The organism is Salinifilum ghardaiensis, from assembly GCF_054491345.1.
Window position 1 is genome coordinate 3,541,220 of sequence record NZ_CM137101.1, and the last position, 18,058, is coordinate 3,559,277.

The 18,058-nt window shown below is 73.4% G+C and carries 16 protein-coding genes; 2 read left to right on the forward strand and 14 right to left on the reverse strand.

Annotation, left to right across the window (positions count from 1 at the left end):
- Positions 1-81: 81 nt before the first annotated feature.
- Positions 82-2,100, reverse strand: a complete 2,019-nt coding sequence (locus ACVGV0_RS16085) for a primosomal protein N' (protein ID WP_459156508.1) — start codon at positions 2,098-2,100, stop codon at positions 82-84.
- A 97-nt stretch (positions 2,101-2,197) separates the two neighbouring features.
- Between ACVGV0_RS16085 and ACVGV0_RS16090 the strand changes: the two genes are divergently transcribed.
- On the forward strand, positions 2,198-2,713 hold the full coding sequence (locus tag ACVGV0_RS16090) for a tRNA (cytidine(34)-2'-O)-methyltransferase (RefSeq protein ID WP_459156509.1): 516 nt from the start codon (positions 2,198-2,200) through the stop codon (positions 2,711-2,713).
- On the opposite strand, the gene ACVGV0_RS16095 is transcribed toward ACVGV0_RS16090, so the two are convergent.
- The 6 genes from ACVGV0_RS16095 to mihF all read right to left on the reverse strand — a co-directional run bounded on the left by ACVGV0_RS16095 (position 2,664) and on the right by mihF (position 7,536).
- Positions 2,664-3,380: a YwaF family protein gene (locus ACVGV0_RS16095; RefSeq protein WP_459156510.1), complete on the reverse strand. Its 717-nt coding sequence runs from the start codon at positions 3,378-3,380 to the stop codon at positions 2,664-2,666. The genes ACVGV0_RS16090 and ACVGV0_RS16095 overlap by 50 nt on opposite strands.
- Positions 3,381-3,484: 104 nt before the next feature.
- Complete coding sequence (gene metK / locus ACVGV0_RS16100; RefSeq protein ID WP_459160031.1) at positions 3,485-4,684, reverse strand: methionine adenosyltransferase; 1,200 nt, start codon at positions 4,682-4,684, stop codon at positions 3,485-3,487.
- Positions 4,685-4,720: 36 nt separating this feature from the next.
- Positions 4,721-5,983 carry a bifunctional phosphopantothenoylcysteine decarboxylase/phosphopantothenate--cysteine ligase CoaBC gene (coaBC, locus tag ACVGV0_RS16105; protein WP_459156511.1) on the reverse strand — a complete coding sequence of 421 codons (1,263 nt, stop codon included), beginning with the start codon at positions 5,981-5,983 and terminating at the stop codon, positions 4,721-4,723.
- Positions 5,980-6,273, reverse strand: coding sequence for a DNA-directed RNA polymerase subunit omega (gene rpoZ / locus ACVGV0_RS16110; protein WP_459156512.1), 294 nt, complete (start codon positions 6,271-6,273; stop codon positions 5,980-5,982). Before rpoZ ends, coaBC begins: the two co-directional genes overlap by 4 nt.
- 346 nt (positions 6,274-6,619) lie before the next feature.
- Entirely contained in the window at positions 6,620-7,222 is a 603-nt protein-coding gene (gene gmk, locus ACVGV0_RS16115) for a guanylate kinase (RefSeq protein ID WP_459156513.1), read from the reverse strand.
- Positions 7,219-7,536, reverse strand: coding sequence for an integration host factor, actinobacterial type (gene mihF / locus ACVGV0_RS16120; RefSeq protein ID WP_459160032.1), 318 nt, complete (start codon positions 7,534-7,536; stop codon positions 7,219-7,221). Before mihF ends, gmk begins: the two co-directional genes overlap by 4 nt.
- Before the next feature lie 961 nt (positions 7,537-8,497).
- Here mihF and ACVGV0_RS16125 point away from each other — a divergent pair.
- Positions 8,498-8,989, forward strand: coding sequence for a hypothetical protein (locus ACVGV0_RS16125; protein WP_459156514.1), 492 nt, complete (start codon positions 8,498-8,500; stop codon positions 8,987-8,989).
- Positions 8,990-9,071: 82 nt separating this feature from the next.
- Here the strand turns inward: ACVGV0_RS16125 and pyrF are convergent, their stop codons facing one another.
- The 7 genes from pyrF to pyrR are packed head-to-tail and all read right to left on the reverse strand — an operon-like array spanning position 9,072 to position 17,783.
- A complete protein-coding gene (pyrF, locus tag ACVGV0_RS16130; RefSeq protein WP_459156515.1) occupies positions 9,072-9,923 on the reverse strand; it encodes an orotidine-5'-phosphate decarboxylase in 852 nt (283 codons plus the stop codon).
- On the reverse strand, positions 9,920-13,273 hold the full coding sequence (gene carB, locus ACVGV0_RS16135; RefSeq protein WP_459156516.1) for a carbamoyl-phosphate synthase large subunit: 3,354 nt from the start codon (positions 13,271-13,273) through the stop codon (positions 9,920-9,922). The genes pyrF and carB overlap by 4 nt, the downstream gene beginning before the upstream one ends.
- Positions 13,273-14,394, reverse strand: a complete 1,122-nt coding sequence (gene carA / locus ACVGV0_RS16140) for a glutamine-hydrolyzing carbamoyl-phosphate synthase small subunit (protein ID WP_459156517.1) — start codon at positions 14,392-14,394, stop codon at positions 13,273-13,275. The genes carB and carA overlap by 1 nt, the downstream gene beginning before the upstream one ends.
- A complete protein-coding gene (locus ACVGV0_RS16145) occupies positions 14,391-14,951 on the reverse strand; it encodes a PH-like domain-containing protein (RefSeq protein WP_459156518.1) in 561 nt (186 codons plus the stop codon). Before ACVGV0_RS16145 ends, carA begins: the two co-directional genes overlap by 4 nt.
- Positions 14,951-16,267, reverse strand: a complete 1,317-nt coding sequence (locus ACVGV0_RS16150) for a dihydroorotase (RefSeq protein ID WP_459156519.1) — start codon at positions 16,265-16,267, stop codon at positions 14,951-14,953. The genes ACVGV0_RS16145 and ACVGV0_RS16150 overlap by 1 nt, the downstream gene beginning before the upstream one ends.
- On the reverse strand, positions 16,264-17,196 hold the full coding sequence (locus tag ACVGV0_RS16155) for an aspartate carbamoyltransferase catalytic subunit (RefSeq protein ID WP_459156520.1): 933 nt from the start codon (positions 17,194-17,196) through the stop codon (positions 16,264-16,266). The genes ACVGV0_RS16150 and ACVGV0_RS16155 overlap by 4 nt, the downstream gene beginning before the upstream one ends.
- Entirely contained in the window at positions 17,196-17,783 is a 588-nt protein-coding gene (pyrR, locus tag ACVGV0_RS16160) for a bifunctional pyr operon transcriptional regulator/uracil phosphoribosyltransferase PyrR (RefSeq protein WP_459156521.1), read from the reverse strand. Before pyrR ends, ACVGV0_RS16155 begins: the two co-directional genes overlap by 1 nt.
- Positions 17,784-18,058: the final 275 nt, after the last annotated feature.

Below are 18,058 nucleotides of genomic sequence, written 5' to 3' on the forward strand. Positions count from 1 at the left end.
CCGCTCGGTCGGGGGACGAGCCCGCCGCCGCGCTGAGCGCCCGGCGGCGGTCGCAGCAGCGAACCGCAGCAGCGGCGACCGCTAGATCATCTCCAGCGGGTCGAGTCGGACCCGCAGCTCGCTGGCCTTCCGCGCGGCGCGCGCGACCTGCGCCGCGTGCAGGGACTGCGCCAGGGCTCGGCTTTCGCTCCGGTCCACGCGCACCAGCAAGCGCTCGCGCTCGTCCTCCTCGTCGGCGGCGCTCGCGCCCGCGATCTCGCTGAGCGGCACGGGGCCGAGCACCTCGGCCGTGTCGGGCAGTTCGGCCGAGTCCACGAGGGACTCCACGGCTTCGGGAGTGCCGTCGACGGCGGCGACGCGGCGGGCGGGCGGGAATCCGAGCTGCTCGCGCTCGGCCAGTTCCAGCTCCGCGTACCACCCCGGATCCCAGCGCACCAGCGCCTGCACGGGCTGCAGGTCGGAGTCGGCCATGACGACGACGCGCCCGCCCGCGCTCGCCGGGCGCACGAGGGCCGCGGCGGTGAACCACAGCCGCAGCGCGGTCTCGGTCGCCCGCAGTTCCGGCCTGCCGAGCAGGGTGCTGCCGTCGAGCAGCAGCGCGGCCCCGTAGCCGCCCTCGGCGGCCGGTTCCGCCCCCGGTGTCGACACGATCAGCGCGGGTCTCGCGGGCACGGTGGCCAGCACGTCCCCCGCACCCGAGGTGCGCACGGGCACGTTGCTGAACGCGCGTCCGAGCTCCTCGGCGGTGCGCTCGGCGCCGACGGCGACGGCGCGCAGCCGCCGCGAGCCGCACTGCGGGCAGCGGAACGCGGCCTCGGTCGCCCCGCACCACCGGCAGGACGCGGGCCGCGCCCCGCCGTCGCCGTGCGACGACAGCGCCAGCGGTCCGGCGCAGTGGCGGCAGCGGGCGCGTTCCCGGCAGTCGGCGCACGCCAGGGCCGGCACGTAGCCCCTGCGCGGGACCTGCACGAGCACCGGGGCCTCGCGCTGCAGCGCTGCGCGGGCCGCGTCGAAGGCCACCGACGGCAGGCGGGCCGCGCGGGCGGCGGGATCGCGGGCGAGCTGGGAGTCGTGCTCACCGATGGCGGTCATCCGCGGGGACGCGGCGCGCACGGTGCCGCGGTCGGCGGTGATCTCCGGTGCCCAGCCGGACTCGACGAGCAGCTGCGCTTCCGCGGTGCGGGCGAACGCGCCCACGAGCAGCCCGGCACCGCTGCTGTGCGCGCGGTGGGTGAGCACGTCCCGCACGTGCGGATAGGGCACCTGCGGGTAGCTGTGCAGCTCGTCCCCGTCGTCCCACACGGCGGCGAGACCGAGGTCGCGCACCGGCGCGAACATGGCGCCGCGGGTGCCGACGACGACGCGGGCGCAGCCGCGCAGCACCGCCAGCCACCGCCGGTACCGCTCGGCCGGGGGCAGTTCCCCGGTCAGCGCAACCACCCCGCCGGTTCCGAGCAGCTCGACGCAGGCCTCGTGCAGCCGCGCCAGGTCGCGGTGGTCGGGCACCACCAGCAGCGCACCCCTGCCGGAGGAGGCCGCCGTGGCACCGGCCTCCGCGAGCCGCCGCGGCCAGTCCTCCCCCGGCAACGCCTGCCACACGGCGCGGGGGCCGCGCTCACCGGCGAGCGCGTCGAGGAAGGCGGGACCGCGGGCGTAGCGCTGCCACGCCTCGGCGGCGGGACGGGCGGGCGCCGCGGCGGGCCCGGTCGGCGCGGTCCTCTCCCCCGAGGGCGATCGCGGAGGCACGGCCAACCGCACCACGTCCGAGACCATGCCGCCGTAGCGGGCGGCGACGCCGCGGCACAGCTCCAGCAGCTCGGGGGTGAGCACCGGCTCGGCGGAGGCGACGCGCTCCAGCCAGGCGAGCTTGCCGGGGAAGTCGGTGCTCCCCGCGCGTTCGAGGACGAACCCGTCGGCGAGCTTGCCCCGGAAGCGCACCCGCACCCGGCAGCCCACCCGCGCCGTCGCGGACAGGTGCTCGGGCACCCGGTAGTCGAAGGTGCGGTCCAGGTGCGCGGGCAGGGCGACGTCGACGAGGACGCGGGCGATCGGCAGGTGCTCCGCCGGAGTCCGCTGCTGAGCCTTCCCCCGCGTCGCCATGCTCCTTGCATACCAGAACGCGGCGGGGTGCCCGCGCGCACGCCCGGCGGAGCCCGCGCCGCCGCGGGCGCGCCGGCCGGGTGCGATACGGTTCCAGGTGTTTCACGTGGTCTTCTACCAACCGGAAATCCCCGGGAACACCGGCAACGCCATCCGCATGGCGGCCGGTTGCGGCGCCGCGCTGCACCTGGTCGAACCGCTGGGCTTCTCGGTGGAGGACGCGAAGCTGCGCCGGGCCGGCCTGGACTACCACGACCGCGCCGCGCTGCACGTGCACCGCGACCTGGCCGCGGCGTGGGAGGCGATCCGCCCCGGGCGGGTGTTCGCGTTCACGGTGCAGGCCGAGCAGTGCTTCAGCACCGCGTCCTACGAGGCCGGTGACGTGCTGCTGTTCGGTCCGGAGTCGGTGGGGCTGCCCACCGAGGTGCGCGCCGAAGCGACCCGGGAGCTGCGCATCCCCATGCGCCCCGGAATCCGCTCGATGAACCTGGCGAACTCGGCGGCGGTGGCCGTGTACGAGGCGTGGCGCCAGCAGGGCTACGCGCTGCCGTCCGCGGACGGGGTCACCGCGGCACCGGAGACCACGGCCAGCGGCCCGTCCACGGGCGCGTGACCGCAGCCCAGGCGCACGCGCCGACCACCAGCGCGACACCGAGGTAGGCGGGCCAGCCGCCGAACAGGTCCAGCAGCGAGGGGTTCTCCGGTTTCTCCGTGACGTAGCCGTAGTTGCTGCCCGCCCAGGCGTTGAACCCGAGCATCGCCAGTCCCCAGCACACCGTGACCAGCAGCGAGCGGCCGCAGTCCCACCACGTCGGCCGCATCCCGGCACCCCAGGTGAGGAACACGGCCACCCACACGACGAGCAGGTGCTGGCCCCAGAACTCGACGAACACCCAGTGCGGGAAGTCCGGCGCGTCCAGCGCGGGCGTGACCACCGCCTGCGGGGTGAGCGTCAGGCCCCAGTAATAGGTCAGCGCGTAGGCCCACTGCCGCCGCGTCCACAGCGCGTACGCCGCCACCGGCCAGGCCAGGTCGCAGAGGTGCAGCGGCAGCGAGTCCGCCACGTCCCAGCGGGGCGGCAGCATCCCCCACACCAGCAGCGGGAGCTGGAACGCGACGATCACCACCGCGAAGCCGCGGGCGAACGCGGTGCGGTGCGCGCCGAGCCGCCGGCCGAGCAGGACCAGCAGCACGGCCCCGACCAGCAGCAGCGCGATGAGCACCCAGTGCGACGGACCGTACGGTTCGAAGGTCCGCTGCACCACCGCGAGCCCGCCCATGCACCCACGGTAAGCGCGGTGGAGCCTCCCGGTCAGCGCCTCAGCGCCCGGAACCTGCTGCCGGGGGTGTGCCGCTCAGGTTCTGCTGGTCGGGGACCTGCCGGTCAGGCCGCCGCGGCCTGCTGCAGCGCTTCGACCCGGTCGGTGCGCTCCCACGGCAGGTCGAGGTCGGTCCGGCCGAAGTGGCCGTAGGCCGCGGTCTGCGCGTACAGCGGGCGCAGCAGGTCCAGGTCGCGCACGATCGCGGCCGGGCGCAGGTCGAAGACCTCGTTGATCGCGGCCTGGATCTTGACCGGGTCCACGTTCTCCGTGCCGAACGTCTCCACGAACAGCCCCACCGGCGCGGCCTTGCCGATCGCGTAGGCCACCTGCACCTCGATGCGGTCGGCCAGCCCCGCCGCCACGGCGTTCTTGGCCACCCAGCGCATCGCGTACGCCGCCGAGCGGTCCACCTTCGACGGGTCCTTGCCCGAGAAGGCACCGCCACCGTGCCGGGCCATACCGCCGTAGGTGTCCACGATGATCTTGCGGCCCGTGATGCCGCAGTCACCCATCGGACCACCCACGACGAAGCGACCGGTCGGGTTGACCAGCAGCCGCACGTCCGAGGTGTCCAGCCCCAGCCGGTCGACCTCCGGCGCGATCACGTGCTCGCGCACGTCGGTGGTGAGCGTGCCCTGCAGGTCGACGTCGGCCGCGTGCTGGGTCGACAGCACCACCGTGTCCAGGCGCACGGGCTGGTCACCGGCGTACTCGACGGTGACCTGGGTCTTGCCGTCCGGGCGCAGGTACGGCAGCACGCCGTCCTTGCGGACCTTGGCCAGTCGCCGCGAGAGCCGGTGCGACAGGGCCAGCGGCAGCGGCATGAGCTCGTCGGTGTCGTTGCAGGCGTAGCCGAACATCAGGCCCTGGTCGCCCGCGCCCTGCTTCTCGAGCTCGTCCTCGGAGCCCTCGACGCGCGTCTCGTAACCGCTCTCCACGCCCTGGGCGATGTCCGGCGACTGGGCGTCGATGGCCACGTTCACACCGCAGGAGTTGCCGTCGAAGCCCTTGGCGGAGGAGTCGTACCCGATCTCCAGCAGCGTGCTGCGCACGATCCCGGGGATGTCGGCGTAGGCCTCGGTCGTGATCTCACCGGCGACCTGCACCTGGCCGGTGGTGATCATGGTCTCGGCGGCCACCCGCGAGTGCGGGTCGTGGCGCAGCAACTCGTCGAGGACGGAGTCGCTGATCGCGTCCGCCATCTTGTCCGGGTGACCCTCGGTCACCGACTCACTGGTGAACAACCTGCGTCCGCCGCGCAGGTTCGACTGCTCGCTCACGGCTCTCCCCTAGCTTCGTCACTCACTGGGCCCCCGGAAGTCCAGCTGCTCGGACACAGCATCCCACACGGACGCGGCGAGCCGGGATTTCGCACCGTGCGGGATGGGATGCTCGGTCCCGTCGGCGGCGAGCAGCCAGCCGTCGTTGTCCTCGACCTCGAAGGCGCGCCCGTCGCCGACCGCGTTGACCACGAGCAGATCGCAGCCCTTGCGGGCCAGCTTCGCGCGGCCGTGCTCGAGCACCGTCGTGTTCGGGTCCCCCGTCTCGGCGGCGAAGCCGGCGATCACGCCCGCGCGCAGCTCGTCCTGCCGCCGGGCGCGGACGAGCTCGGCCAGCACGTCCGGGTTGCGGGTCAGCTCCACCGGATCCGGATCGCGGTCGGTCCTCTTCACCTTGTGCTCGGTGCGGTTGACCGGCCGGAAGTCGGTCACGGCAGCGGCCATGACCACGGCGTCGGCCCCGTCGGACTCCGCCAGCATCACGGTGCGCAGCTCCTCGGCGGTGCCGACGCGCACGATGCGCACCCCCGCCGGGTCCGGCAGGTCGGCCGTGTGCGCGGCGACGAGGGTGACCTCCGCCCCGCGCTGGGCGGCCACCCTGGCCAGCGCGTAGCCCTGGCGGCCGGACGAGCGGTTCCCCAGGTACCGCACCGGGTCCAGCGGCTCGCGGTTGCCGCCCGCGGAGACGACGACCCGCCGCCCGTCGAGGTCGCGCGGCAGCCCGCGCGGTTCGGCCAGCAGCAGCCGGGCGAGATCGGCGATCTCCGCCGGTTCCGGCAGCCGCCCCTTGCCGCTGTCCGGCCCGGTGAGCCGGCCGCGGTCCGGTTCGGCGACGGTCACGCCGCGGCTGCGCAGCAGCGCCACGTTGTCCCGGGTGGCCGGGTGCTCCCACATCTCGGTGTGCATCGCGGGCACCATCAGCACCGGGCACCGCGCGGTGAGCAACGTGGAGGTGAGCAGGTCGTCGGCCCGCCCGTGCGCGGCGCGCGCCAGCAGGTCCGCGGTGGCGGGCACGACGACCACGAGGTCGGCCTCCTGCCCCAGGCGGACGTGCTGCACTTCGTCGACCCGGGTGAACACGCCGGTGTCCACGGGATGGCCGGACAGGGCCTCGAACGTGGCCGCACCGACGAACTGCAGGGCGGCCTCGGTTGGCACCGCCCGCACGTCGTGACCGGTCTCGGTCAACCGACGCAGCACCTCGCACGCCTTGAAGGCGGCGATGCCGCCGCTGACCCCGAGCACCACGCGCGGCCGGTGCTCGGACTCGGTGGCGGTCATTCGCCCTCGGTGTGCTCGAGAACGCCGGAGTGGATCTCGCGCAGGGCGATCGACAGCGGCTTCTCCCGCGGACCCGGCTCGACCAGCGGACCCACGTACTCCAGCAGGCCCTCGCCGAGCTGGGCGTAGTAGTCGTTGATCTGGCGCGCCCGGCGGGAGGCGAAGATCGCCAGCGCGTACTTGGAGCTGACCTGCTCGAGCAGGTCGTCGATCGGCGGGTAGGTGATGCCTTCCGCGGTGTCGGTGGTCGGGCTGCTGTTCAGCGCGGCCAGAGCGCTCGGGGTGCTCACGTGGGTGGCTCCTGCTCTCGTACGTCGGGCAGCGGCACCGGACGGTGCCGCGCGGCGGTGGCGCCGGAATCGGGCCCGGTCGCTGCTGCGACCCCGGTCGCTGCTGCAGCCCGGGGGACTACCGCAGTCCAGTATCCACCCGGCCGCAACGACCCGTGCCGCGGCGCCGGGGCCGAGCGGACTCGCGCCCGCGGACGCCGGTGGCCCGCCGGGAGCTCGCGGGCTCCCGGCGGGCTCGTCAGCCGAGTCGTGTCAGCCGGGTCGCGCCGGCACCGGACCTGTCGGCGACGGCGGGCTCGGCGCGGTACTGCTGCTCGGCAGTCGGGACTGCTGGGCAGCCGGGTCTTCACCGATCGGGGCCGGCAATCAAGCCTAGCAATTCCCGGGTCGCGGAACCCAGCTCGGTGTTGACGACGCAGGCGTCGAACTCCGCACGAGCCGCCAGTTCCGCCCGGGCGGTCTCCAGGCGGCGCTCGACCACCTCGGGGTCCTCCGTGCCCCGGCCGGACAGCCGCTGCACCAGGTCGTCCCACGAGGGTGGCAGCAGCATGACCAGCTGGGCCTCCGGCATCGCCTGCCGGACCTGCCGGGCTCCCTGGAGCTCGATCTCCAGCACGGCGGGGTACCCCGCGGCCAGCGCGGCCTCGACGGGCTTGCGCGGCGTTCCGTACAGGTTGCCGGCGTAGCGGGCGTGCTCCAGCATCTCGCCGGCGGCGATCATCCGCTCGAACTCGGCGGTGTCCACGAAGTGGTAGTGCACGCCCTCCTGCTCGCCCTCCCGCTGCGGGCGGGTGGTCGCGGAGACGCTGAAGTACACCTCGGGGGCGTTCGCCCGCAGTTCGGCGAGCACGCTGGACTTCCCGACGCCGGACGGACCGGAGACGACGGTGAGCCGAGGCCCGCCCGGGTGGGCGCGCCTCGGCTCAGCGCCGGTTCCCGCGTCGCTCACTCGCCGGTGAACTCGGCGAGCAGGGCCTTGCGCTGCCGCTCACCCAGTCCCCGCAGCCGACGGCTGTTGGCGATCTCCAACCGCTCCATGATCTGCTGCGCGCGGACCTTGCCCACGCCGGGAAGGGCTTCGAGCAGCGCGGAGACCTTCATCTTGCCCAGGACCTCGTCGTTGTCCGCGGTGTCCAGGACCTCCGCCAGGCTGGTTCCGCCTCGCTTGAGGCGCTCCTTGAGCTCAGCTCGGGCGCGACGGGCGGCAGCCGCCTTTTCCAGCGCTGCGGCCCGCTGCTCCTCGGTCAGCTGGGGAAGGGCCACCATGTCCTCCGTGATGTGGGGTTTTCTTGATCGGTGCGGCGACGGTATCGACCCCGCGCAGCCGGGCCCCACCGGGGGTCCCGGTCTGTCCGGCGCGATTCAACCAAACCGCCGCACGGTCCGTGACAACCACCCGTACACGGCTTGCACGGGCGCCACGGCCGCTGCAAGTACTACCAACAAAGCCGCTGAAGTGCACTAACCCTCAGCAGAACTCTTCCGTTGTGTCCGTTTCTCGCGCAGTGCGCGCGAGGTTCGGTCTGCACACCGGCGTACTCGCAGGTCAGGCGGACACAGCATACGCACGAGCACAACGTGAGCAAGACCTCGCACCCGCGCGTCCCCCGAACCGGGGACGCAGCACGTTCGCCCCGTGAACACCCCTGGTGGCGACGGGGCATCCGCACCGCTGCCGCGCCGGACCGGGGCCGACGCCCGCGGGGCGGCGACCCCGGGCCCGCCCCACCAGCGGCACCGCGGACTTCCGGCGCACCGCGAATCGGCGAAAACCGCGGCGCCCCCGAAATTGCGGAACACCCTGAATCGCTTCCGCGCCGCGCCCGCGGCGCACCGACAATTCCACCCCGAAAAGATTTTCCCGAAAAACCGACGGACCAGCGCGCCGGGAATCCCGCGCGGCTTCCGCGCCGGGGCGCGAGCGGCACCGCTCCCCCCGCACCGCGCGGATCGCACACGTCACGCCACGAAGCGGACGATCCGGATTCCCCCCGGTCACAGCACGGAAACACCCGTACGTGGCAGCGCTGCGCCTGCTACTATCCACGTGCGGGAGCCGGTACCGGACCGCACCCGCATTTTCGGCACAGATTTCCGGACGAACCTGCGGGACCGGTCGACCCGCCGCGAACGCGGGGCATTCCGGTGATCCCAGGTCGCTTCCGGCCGTGTTTGATAGGAATTGATCGTGACTTCCCAACCCACCCGTTCCGATATGTCGCGGATGACCAGAAAAACGCCGCGGCTCGTGCGTTGGGTCCTGCTGTGCCTGCTGAGCTGGATGGCGACGTTCGTGGTGTTCCTCGTCTCCACGGAAGGCGCGATCGCCTCGCACCTCCTCGGCAGCAACAGCATCGCGATCACCCACACCGCCCGGGTGGAGCTCCACCGCGGGCAGCCCTTCGGGCTCGTGAGCAACCGCGAACCGCCGGTGCACTGCCACGTCGCTCCCGACCGGGGCATGCCGCGCAGCCTGCGCGTCGGCACCACCCCGGACTCGTTCAGCCTGAGCAGTCCGACCCCGCCGCGCACGGGGCACGCGTGGTTCGACGGCGGGGCGGACATCCGCTGCACCGCTCCGACGACCTACCTGTCACCGGAGCGCTACGACAACACCGCGCAGCACGTGCTGCTCGCGCTGTGCGCGATCTCCACCCTGCTGCTGCTGATCGTGGCCGCACAGGGGCTGCGCCGCCTGCGCTCCCCCGCCCGGTGACCCTGCCGGTCACCCTCCGCCGACTCCGGTGGGCCCTCCCGCAACGGCGGGCCCACCGGACCGGCGAGCGCTGCGCCGGCGCCTACCGGGTCAGCACCCCGGCGAGCTCCTCGTTGAGCCGCCCCGCGGCCGCGCGCAGCTTCTGCGGATCGGGCCCGTGCCGGAGCACCTCCCGCGCCGTGGCCGGGAGCACCCGCGGCAGCGCCGGCCCGAAGACGGCCCGCAGGCTCTGCGCCGTGCCGCCCTGGGCACCGAGCCCAGGCGCCAGGATCGGCCCGTTGAGGTGCGACAGGTCCAGCTCCGAGGAACGGATCGTCGCCCCGACGACCGCCCCGACGTGCCCCATCGGGCGCGCCTCGGCGTTGACCTCGGCCGCGGCGTCCACGATCGACTGCGCCACTCCGCGGCCGGACTCCTGCTGCGCCCGCTGCAGCGTCGCGCCCTCCGGGTTCGACGTGCGGGCCAGCACGAACACGCCCCGGCCGGTCTGCTCGGCGATGCCCAGCGCCGGCGCCAGCGAGCCGAAGCCCAGGTACGGCGACACGGTCACCGCGTCGGCCGCCAGCGGCGCGTTCTCCTCCAGGTAGGCCTTGGCGTAGGCGGTCATGGTGGAGCCGATGTCGCCGCGCTTGACGTCCAGCAGCACCAGCGCGCCCGCCTCCTTGGCGGCGGCCACGACCCGTTCGAGCACCGCCGTGCCCGCCGAACCGTGGCCCTCGAAGAACGCTGCCTGGGGCTTGAAGACCGCGACCTCCTCGCCCATCGCCTCCACGGCCGCCATGGCGAAGCGCTCGATCCCCGCGGGCGTTTCCTCCAGGCCCCACGCGTGCAGCAGGGACGGGTGCGGGTCGATCCCGACGCACAGCGGCCCCCGCGCGCTGGTCGCCTCGGTCAACCGCTGGCCGAAACCGGCCCGCACACCAGCTGCTGTCACCGGTGCTCACCACCCTGCCGCAGCGTCGACTGCAAGTCCTGCACGGTTCGCACGCCGATCGTGCCACTGATCCCGGCCTCGATGCCCTGCACCGCGGCCGAGGCTCCCTGAACCGTGGTCACGCAGGGGACGTCGCGGGACACCGCCGCCGTGCGGATCTCGTAGCCGTCGACGCGCGGCCCCGGGTTGCCGTACGGGGTGTTGATGATCAGGTCGATCTCGCCGGCCTTGACCATCGCCACGATGTCGCGCTCGCCCCCGCCGGCCTCGGTGTGCTTGCCCACGACCGTGGCCGGGATCCCGTTGCGCCACAGCACTTCCGCGGTGCCGCGCGTGGCCAGGACCTCGAAGCCGAGGTCGGCCAGGCGCTTCACCGGGAAGATCAGCGCGCGCTTGTCCTTGTTCGCCACGGACACGAACGCCCGCCCCGAGACGGGGAGCGAGCCGTAGGCACCGGTCTGCGACTTGGCGAAGGCCTCGCCGAAGGACACGTCCAGGCCCATGACCTCGCCGGTGGACTTCATCTCCGGCCCGAGCAGCGAGTCCACGCCGTAGCCCTCGCGGGTGCGGAACCGGTGGAACGGCAGCACCGCCTCCTTGACGGCCACCGGCGCGTCCACCGGGGCGTCCGCCCCGTCTCCGACCGAGGGCAGGATGCCCTCCGCGCGCAGCTCGGCGATCTTGGCGCCGAGCATGAGGCGCGAGGCCGCCTTGGCCAGCGAGGCACCGGTGGCCTTGGACACGAAGGGGACGGTGCGGGAGGCGCGCGGGTTGGCCTCGAGGACGAACAGCATGTCGTCCTTGAGCGCGTACTGCACGTTCAGCAGCCCGTGCACGCCGATGCCGCGGGCCAGCGCCTCGGTGGAGGCCCGCACCTTCTCGATGTCCTGCCGCCCCAGCGTGATCGGCGGCAGCGCGCAGGCCGAGTCGCCGGAGTGCACCCCGGCCTCCTCGATGTGCTCCATCACGCCGCCGAGGTAGACGTCGGTGCCGTCGCAGAGCGCGTCCACGTCGATCTCGATGGCGTCGTCGAGGAACCGGTCGACCAGCACCGGGTACTCGGGGCTGACCTCGGCCGCGCGCGAGATGTAGTCGGACAGCGAGTGCTCGTCGTAGACGATCTCCATGCCGCGCCCGCCGAGCACGTAGGACGGGCGCACCAGCACCGGGTAGCCGATCTCGTCGGCGATGCGCTTGGCGCCCTCGTAGCTGGTGGCGGTGCCGTACTTCGGCGCGGGCAGGCCGGCGCCGGCCAGCACGTCGCCGAACGCGCCCCGGTCCTCGGCCAGGTTGATCGCCTCCGGCGGCGTGCCGACGATCGGCACCCCCTCCGCGGCGAGCCGCTCGGCCAGGCCCAGCGGGGTCTGCCCGCCGAGCTGGACGATGACGCCGGCGACCGTGCCGGAGGCCTGCTCGGCGTGCACCACCTCGAGCACGTCCTCGAAGGTCAGCGGTTCGAAGTAGAGCCGGTCGGCCGTGTCGTAGTCGGTGGAGACGGTCTCCGGGTTGCAGTTGACCATGACCGTCTCGTAGCCGCGGCCGGAGTTGTCCGGGGCCTCGCGCAGCGCCATGGCGGCGTGCACGCAGGAGTAGTCGAACTCGATGCCCTGCCCGATGCGGTTCGGCCCCGACCCGAGGATGATCACCTTGGGCCGCTCGCGCTGCTCGGCGACCTCCGACTCGGCCGCCGGGTCGGACTCGTAGGCCGAGTAGTGGTACGGCGTGCGGGCGGCGAACTCGGCGGCGCAGGTGTCCACCGTCTTGTACACCGGGCGGATGGCGAGCCGGTGGCGCAGCGCGCGCACCCCGTCCTCACCGGCGAGCTCCGGCCGCAGCGCGGCGATCTGGCGGTCCGACAGCCCGGCGCGCTTGGCCCGCCGCAGCAGGTCGTCGTCCAGCACGGGGGCCCCGACGATCTCGCCGCGCAGCTCGACCCACGCGGCGATCTGGTCGACGAACCACGGGTCGATGCCGGAGGCGTGGTGCACGGCCTCCGCGCCCGCGCCCAGCCGCAGCGCGCGCTCCACCGTGTACAGCCGGCCGTCGTGCGGCGTGCGCAGCTGGTCCAGCGCGGACTCGAGCGTGGCGCCGGAGGGGTCCGGGGTGGTCCAGAAGCCGGCGGCCTTGGTCTCCATCGACCGCAGCGCCTTGCCCATGGCCTCGGAGAAGCTGCGGCCGACGGCCATGGCCTCGCCGACGCTCTTCATCGTCGTGGTCAGCTCCGCGTCCGCGCCGGGGAACTTCTCGAAGGCGAACCGCGGCGCCTTGACCACCACGTAGTCCAGCGTCGGTTCGAAGCTCGCCGGCGTTTCACCGGTGATGTCGTTGCTGATCTCGTCCAGCGCGTAGCCGACGGCGAGCTTGGCGGCGATCTTGGCGATCGGGAAACCCGTCGCCTTCGACGCCAGCGCCGAGGAGCGCGACACCCGCGGGTTCATCTCGATGACGACCATGCGCCCGGTGCGCGGGTGGATGGCGAACTGGATGTTGCACCCGCCGGTGTCCACCCCGACCTCGCGCAGCACCGCCATGCCCACGTCGCGCATGTTCTGGAACTCGCGGTCGGTCAGCGTCATCGACGGCGCCACGGTCACCGAGTCGCCGGTGTGCACGCCCATCGCGTCGACGTTCTCGATGGAGCAGACCACGACGACGTTGTCGGCGTGGTCGCGCATCAGCTCGAGCTCGTACTCCTTCCACCCGAGCACGCTCTCCTCGATGAGCACCTCGTGCACCGGGGACTCGGACAGCCCGAACGAGGCCATCCGCTCGAGCTCCTCGTGGGTGTGCGCCATCCCCGAGCCGAGGCCGCCCATGGTGAAGCTGGGGCGGATGACCACCGGCAGGTCGTGCTCCTCGACGAAGGCGCGCACCTCCTCCATCGACCGGCACACCGCGCTCTCCGGCACGCCGCCGCCGATGGAGCGCACGATGTCCTTGAACCGCTGGCGGTCCTCACCGCGCTGGATCGCCTCCACGTCCGCGCCGATGAGCTCGACGCCGTAGGAGGCGAGCACCCCCCGCTCGTGCAGCTGCATCGCCGTGTTCAGCGCCGTCTGGCCGCCGAGCGTGGCCAGCAGGCAGTCGATCGGCCGCCCCGCCGCCTTCTCGCTGGCGATGACCTTCTCCACCGACTCCGGGGTGATCGGCTCGATGTAGGTCGCGTCGGCGAACTCCGGGTCGGTCATGATCGTCGCCGGGTTCGAGTTCACCAGCGAGACCCGCATCCCCTCGGCGCGCAGCACCCGGCACGCCTGCGTACCGGAGTAGTCGAACTCGCACGCCTGGCCGATCACGATCGGGCCCGACCCGATGACCAGCACGTGCTCGATATCCGTCCTCTTCGGCATCAGCGGGCCTCACTCATCAACGTCACGAACTCGTCGAACAGGGGGGCGGCGTCGTGCGGACCGGCGGCCGCCTCGGGGTGGTACTGCACGCTGAACGCGGGCCGGTCGAGCATCCGCAGGCCCTCGACGGCGCCGTCGTTGGCGCAGTGGTGGCTGACCGTCGCGCGGCCCAGGTCGCTGTCGAAGACCTCACCGGGCTCGCCCTCCACGGCGAAGCCGTGGTTCTGCGCGGTGATGGCGACCTTGCCCGTGCTGTTGTCGATCACCGGGATGTTGATGCCCCGGTGGCCGTACGGCAGCTTGTAGGTGCCGCGGCCCAGCGCGCGGCCGAGGATCTGGTTGCCGAAGCAGATCCCGAACAGCGGCAGTCCGCGGTCGATGGCCCGCCGCGCCAGCTCGACCTGCTGGTCGGTGGTCGCCGGATCGCCCGGGCCGTTGGACAGGAACACCCCGTCGGCGCCGGTGGCCAGCACCTCCTCCAGCGTCGCGGCCGCGGGCAGCACGTGCACCTCGATGCCGCGCTCGGCCATCATCCGCGGGGTGTTCGACTTGATCCCCAGGTCCAGCGCCGCCACGCGGAAGCGGGCCTCGCCCGCCGCCGGCACGACGTAGGGCTCGGCGGTGGTGACGTCACCGGCCAGGTCGGCGCCGACCATGCCGGTGCTGCCGGTGACCCGCCGCAGCATCTCCTCGTCCGAGCCCACCTCGGGCCCGGAGAACACGCCGCCGCGCATCGCGCCGAACTCGCGCACGTGGCGCGTCAGGGTGCGCGTGTCGATCCCGGCGATGCCGACCACGCCCTGGCGCGCGAGCTCGTCCTCCAGCGAGCGGGTGCTGCGCCAGTTCGACGGGCGCCGCGCGGGGTCGCGCACGGCGTAGCCGGCGACCCAGATGCGCCGTGATTCGTCGTCTTCGTCGTTCCAACCGGTGTTGCCGATCTGCGGTGCGGTCTGCACCACGATCTGCCGGTGGTAGGAGGGGTCGGTCAGGGTCTCCTGGTAGCCGGTCATCCCGGTGGTGAACACCACCTCGCCGAGGGCGCTGCCCACCGCGCCGTAGGCCTGCCCACGGAAGATCCGACCGTCCTCGAGTGCCAGCGCGGCCGGCGCGTGCGCGGTCATGCTTCCTTACCTTTCTGCAGCGGGTCGTCCGCCCGCCCGTTCTCCGTCTGCTCGTCCGCCTGCTCCGGGTGCGCGAGGACGTCGACCGCCTCGGCCCACCGCTGGTGGGCCTCCCGGTCCGCGCCGCGCACACCCGTGTCGAGTTCGTGCTCGCCGAGCCGCCAGGTCACCACGACCAGGCCGATCCCCGGCACCACCTTGTTCGCCAGCTTGTGGTCCACCCGGGCGCGGGAGACCGCCTCAGCCGGGATCCACACGTCGTCCGCGCCCTCGCGCTCGATCAGCAGGCCGGCGGCGTGCAGCCGCGCGACCGCCGAGGAGCGGACCCCGAGGCCGGACGCGGCGATGCGGTCCTGCCAGTCCCCGGCGTGGACCGTGCCCACGTACAGCCCGCTCAGCGCGGTCACCAGCTCCCCGCCGAGCTCCGCGGGCGGCTGCGGCAGCGGCGGCAGCGCCGCCGCCTGCCTGCGCGCCCGGTTCCGCCATCCCCGGCGCATGCCGTACAGGCACAGCGCCGCCAGCGCGACCAGCGCCAGCACCCACAGCGCGCGGCTCATCAGCACCTCCCACCGCTCTGCGCGGCGACACGGCCCTCGTGCGCGGTGACGCGGCCGCGCAGCACGGTGGCCAGCACGCGTCCCGGCAGCGTGCAGCCCTCGTACGGCGTGTTCACCGCCGTGCTGGCCAGTTCACCGCCCCGCACCGTCCACTCGGCGTCCGGGTCGACCACGGCCAGGTTCGCCGGTTCGCCTACCGCGATCGGCCGGCCCTGGTCGGGCAGCCCGGCGATCTCCGCCGGACGTTCGCTGAGCACGCGCGCCACACCGCGCCAGTCGAGCAGCCCCGGGCGCTGCATCGTCCGCAGCACCACCCCGAGGGCGGTCTGCAGGCCGAGCATGCCCGGTCGGGCCGCGGACCACTCGCTGTCCTTGTCCTGCTCGGCGTGCGGCGCGTGGTCGGTGGCCACGCAGTCGACGGTGCCGTCGGCCAGCGCCCGCTGCAGCGCGGTGACGTCGCCGGCCTCGCGCAGCGGCGGGTTCACCTTGTTCACCGGGTCGAACGTGGCCAGCCGCTCGTCGGTGAGCAGCAGGTGGTGCGGGGTGACCTCGGCGGTGGCGCGTCCCGGCCGGTCCTGGGACTTCCACCAGCGCAGCAGCTCGACCGCGCCGGCGGTGGAGACGTGGCACACGTGCAGCCTGCCCCCGGTGTGCCCGGCCAGCAGGCAGTCGCGGGCGACGATGGACTCCTCGGCCGGCGCGGGCCAGCCCGCCAGGCCCAGGCGGGCGGCGTTGGCTCCCTCGTGCGCCTGCGCGCCCGCGGTCAGCCGCGGGTCCTCGGCGTGCTGGGCGACCACCCCGCCGAAGGCGCGGGTGTATTCCAGCGCGCGGCGCATGACCAGCGGGTCGTGCACGCAGTGCCCGTCGTCGGAGAACACGCGCACCCCGGCGGCCGAGGAGGCCATGCCGCCCAGTTCGGCGAGCTTCTCGCCGGCCAGCCCGCGGGTGACCGCGCCGACCGGGTGCACGTCGACCAGGCCGACCTCCCGGCCGCGCCGCCACACGTGCTCGACCACCACCGCGTTGTCGGCCACCGGGTCGGTGTTGGCCATGGCGAACACCGCGGTGTAGCCGCCCAGGGCGGCCGCGGCGGCGCCGCTGCCCACGGTCTCGGCGTCCTCCCGGCCGGGTTCGCGCAGGTGCGTGTGCAGGTCCACGAAGCCGGGCAGCAGCACCGCGCCCCCGGCCTCGACCGTCTCGTCGGGGGTGGCGGTGATCCCCGGTGCGATCTCGGCGATCACGCCGTCGTCGATGAGCACGTCCTGCGGATCGCCCGCGCCGTAGGGCCGGACGTCGGTGAGCAACACCCGGGTCATGCCGTGGTCTCCTCTCCGGCCAGCAGGTGGTAGAGCACGGCCATCCGCACGTGCACTCCGTTGCGGACCTGTTCGGTCACGGTGGCGCGCGGCGAGTCCGCCACCGCCGGTGCGATCTCCATGCCGCGCAGCATCGGTCCGGGGTGCAGCACCACGGCGTGCTCCGGCAGCCGCGCCAGGCGGCGCGCGTTCATGCCGTAGGCGAGGGAGAACTCGCGCTCGGACGGGAAGAAGCCGCCGTGCATCCGCTCGGCCTGCACCCGCAGCGTCATCACCGCGTCGAGCCGCGGCAGCTCGGGGTCGAGCTCGTGGACGACCGGCGCTCCCCAGGATTCCACGCCCGCGGGCGCGAGCGTGGGCGGTGCGACGAGCACCACCTCGGCGCCGAGCGTGCGCAGCAGGTGCACGTTGGACCGCGCCACGCGGCTGTGCAGCAGGTCACCGACGATGCCCACGCGCCGCCCGGCGAGGCCGCCGAGCCGTTCGCGCAGGGTCGCGGCGTCCAGCAGGGCCTGGGTGGGGTGCTCGTGCATGCCGTCCCCGGCGTTGACCACCTGGGTGCCGGTCCCGTCGAGCCACTCGGCCAGCCGCTGCGGTGCCCCGGAGGACGGGTGCCGGGCGATGACGCAGTCGGCGCCGGTCGCCGACAGGGTCAGCGCGGTGTCCCGCAGCGACTCGCCCTTGCCGACCGAGGACCCGCCGGCGGAGACGTTGACCACGTCGGCGCTCATCCACTTGCCGGCGAGCTCGAAGGAGACCCGGGTGCGCGTCGAGTTCTCGTAGAACATCGTGATCGCGGTCCGCCCGCGCAGCGTGGGCAGCTTGCGGACCTCGCGGCCCAGCAGGGTCCGCTTGAGGCTGTCGGCGGTGTCCAGCACGGCGGTCGCGGTGCCGGCGTCCAGGTCCGCCGCGGACAGCAGGTGGCGCATCACCGCTTCTCACCCCGCCTCAGCAGCACCGAGTCCGTTCCGTCCACCTCGGCGAGGCGGACGGCGACGTCCTCGTGGCGGGCGGTCGGCAGGTTCTTGCCGACGTAGTCCGCGCGGATGGGGAACTCCCGGTGCCCGCGGTCGGCGAGCACGGCCAGCTGCACCACGCGCGGACGTCCCTGGTCGCGCAGGGCGTCGAGCGCCGCGCGCACGGTCCTGCCGGAGTAGAGGACGTCGTCGACGAGCACGACGAGCGCGTCGTCGACCCCGCGGGCGGGCACGGTGCTCGGTTCGAGCGGTCGGTTCGGCCTGCGCCGCAGGTCGTCGCGGTAGAGCGTGATGTCGAGCGCACCGGAGGGCACCTGCACACCGCTGAACTCGGCGATGCGCTCGGCGAGCCGGTGCGCGAGCGGGGTGCCGCGGGTCGGGATGCCGAGCAGGACGACGTCGCTGCCCTCGGAATCCAGCGCGGTCTTCTCGATGATCTGGTGCGCGATCCTGGCGATCGTGCGCGCAACGTCACCAGCCGCCAGCAGCTCCCGCTGCTCGGCCGGGTCCGCCGCGCCCGCCTGCTGGCGTGACGCCACGGTCTGACCTCCTTCCCCGCCTCACCGGACGGGTCCTTAAAGGATGGTGTGTGATCAGCCCCTCAGCAGCGGCATCGGGTGGTAGCGCTGCCCTGCGGGCTGGCATGTACGCTATCACCATTGGGAGGTCAAACGTCCGGGTGGTGTGGTGGTCCTCGCTCCCCAGCCGAGGAAGACCAACTTGACCTGGTGACGCTCGCGAGCGAACATTACTCTCCGTATTGATTTGAGCTTTCCTCCCCGGACATCAGTGTCGACTGACGGGGCGAATGGGA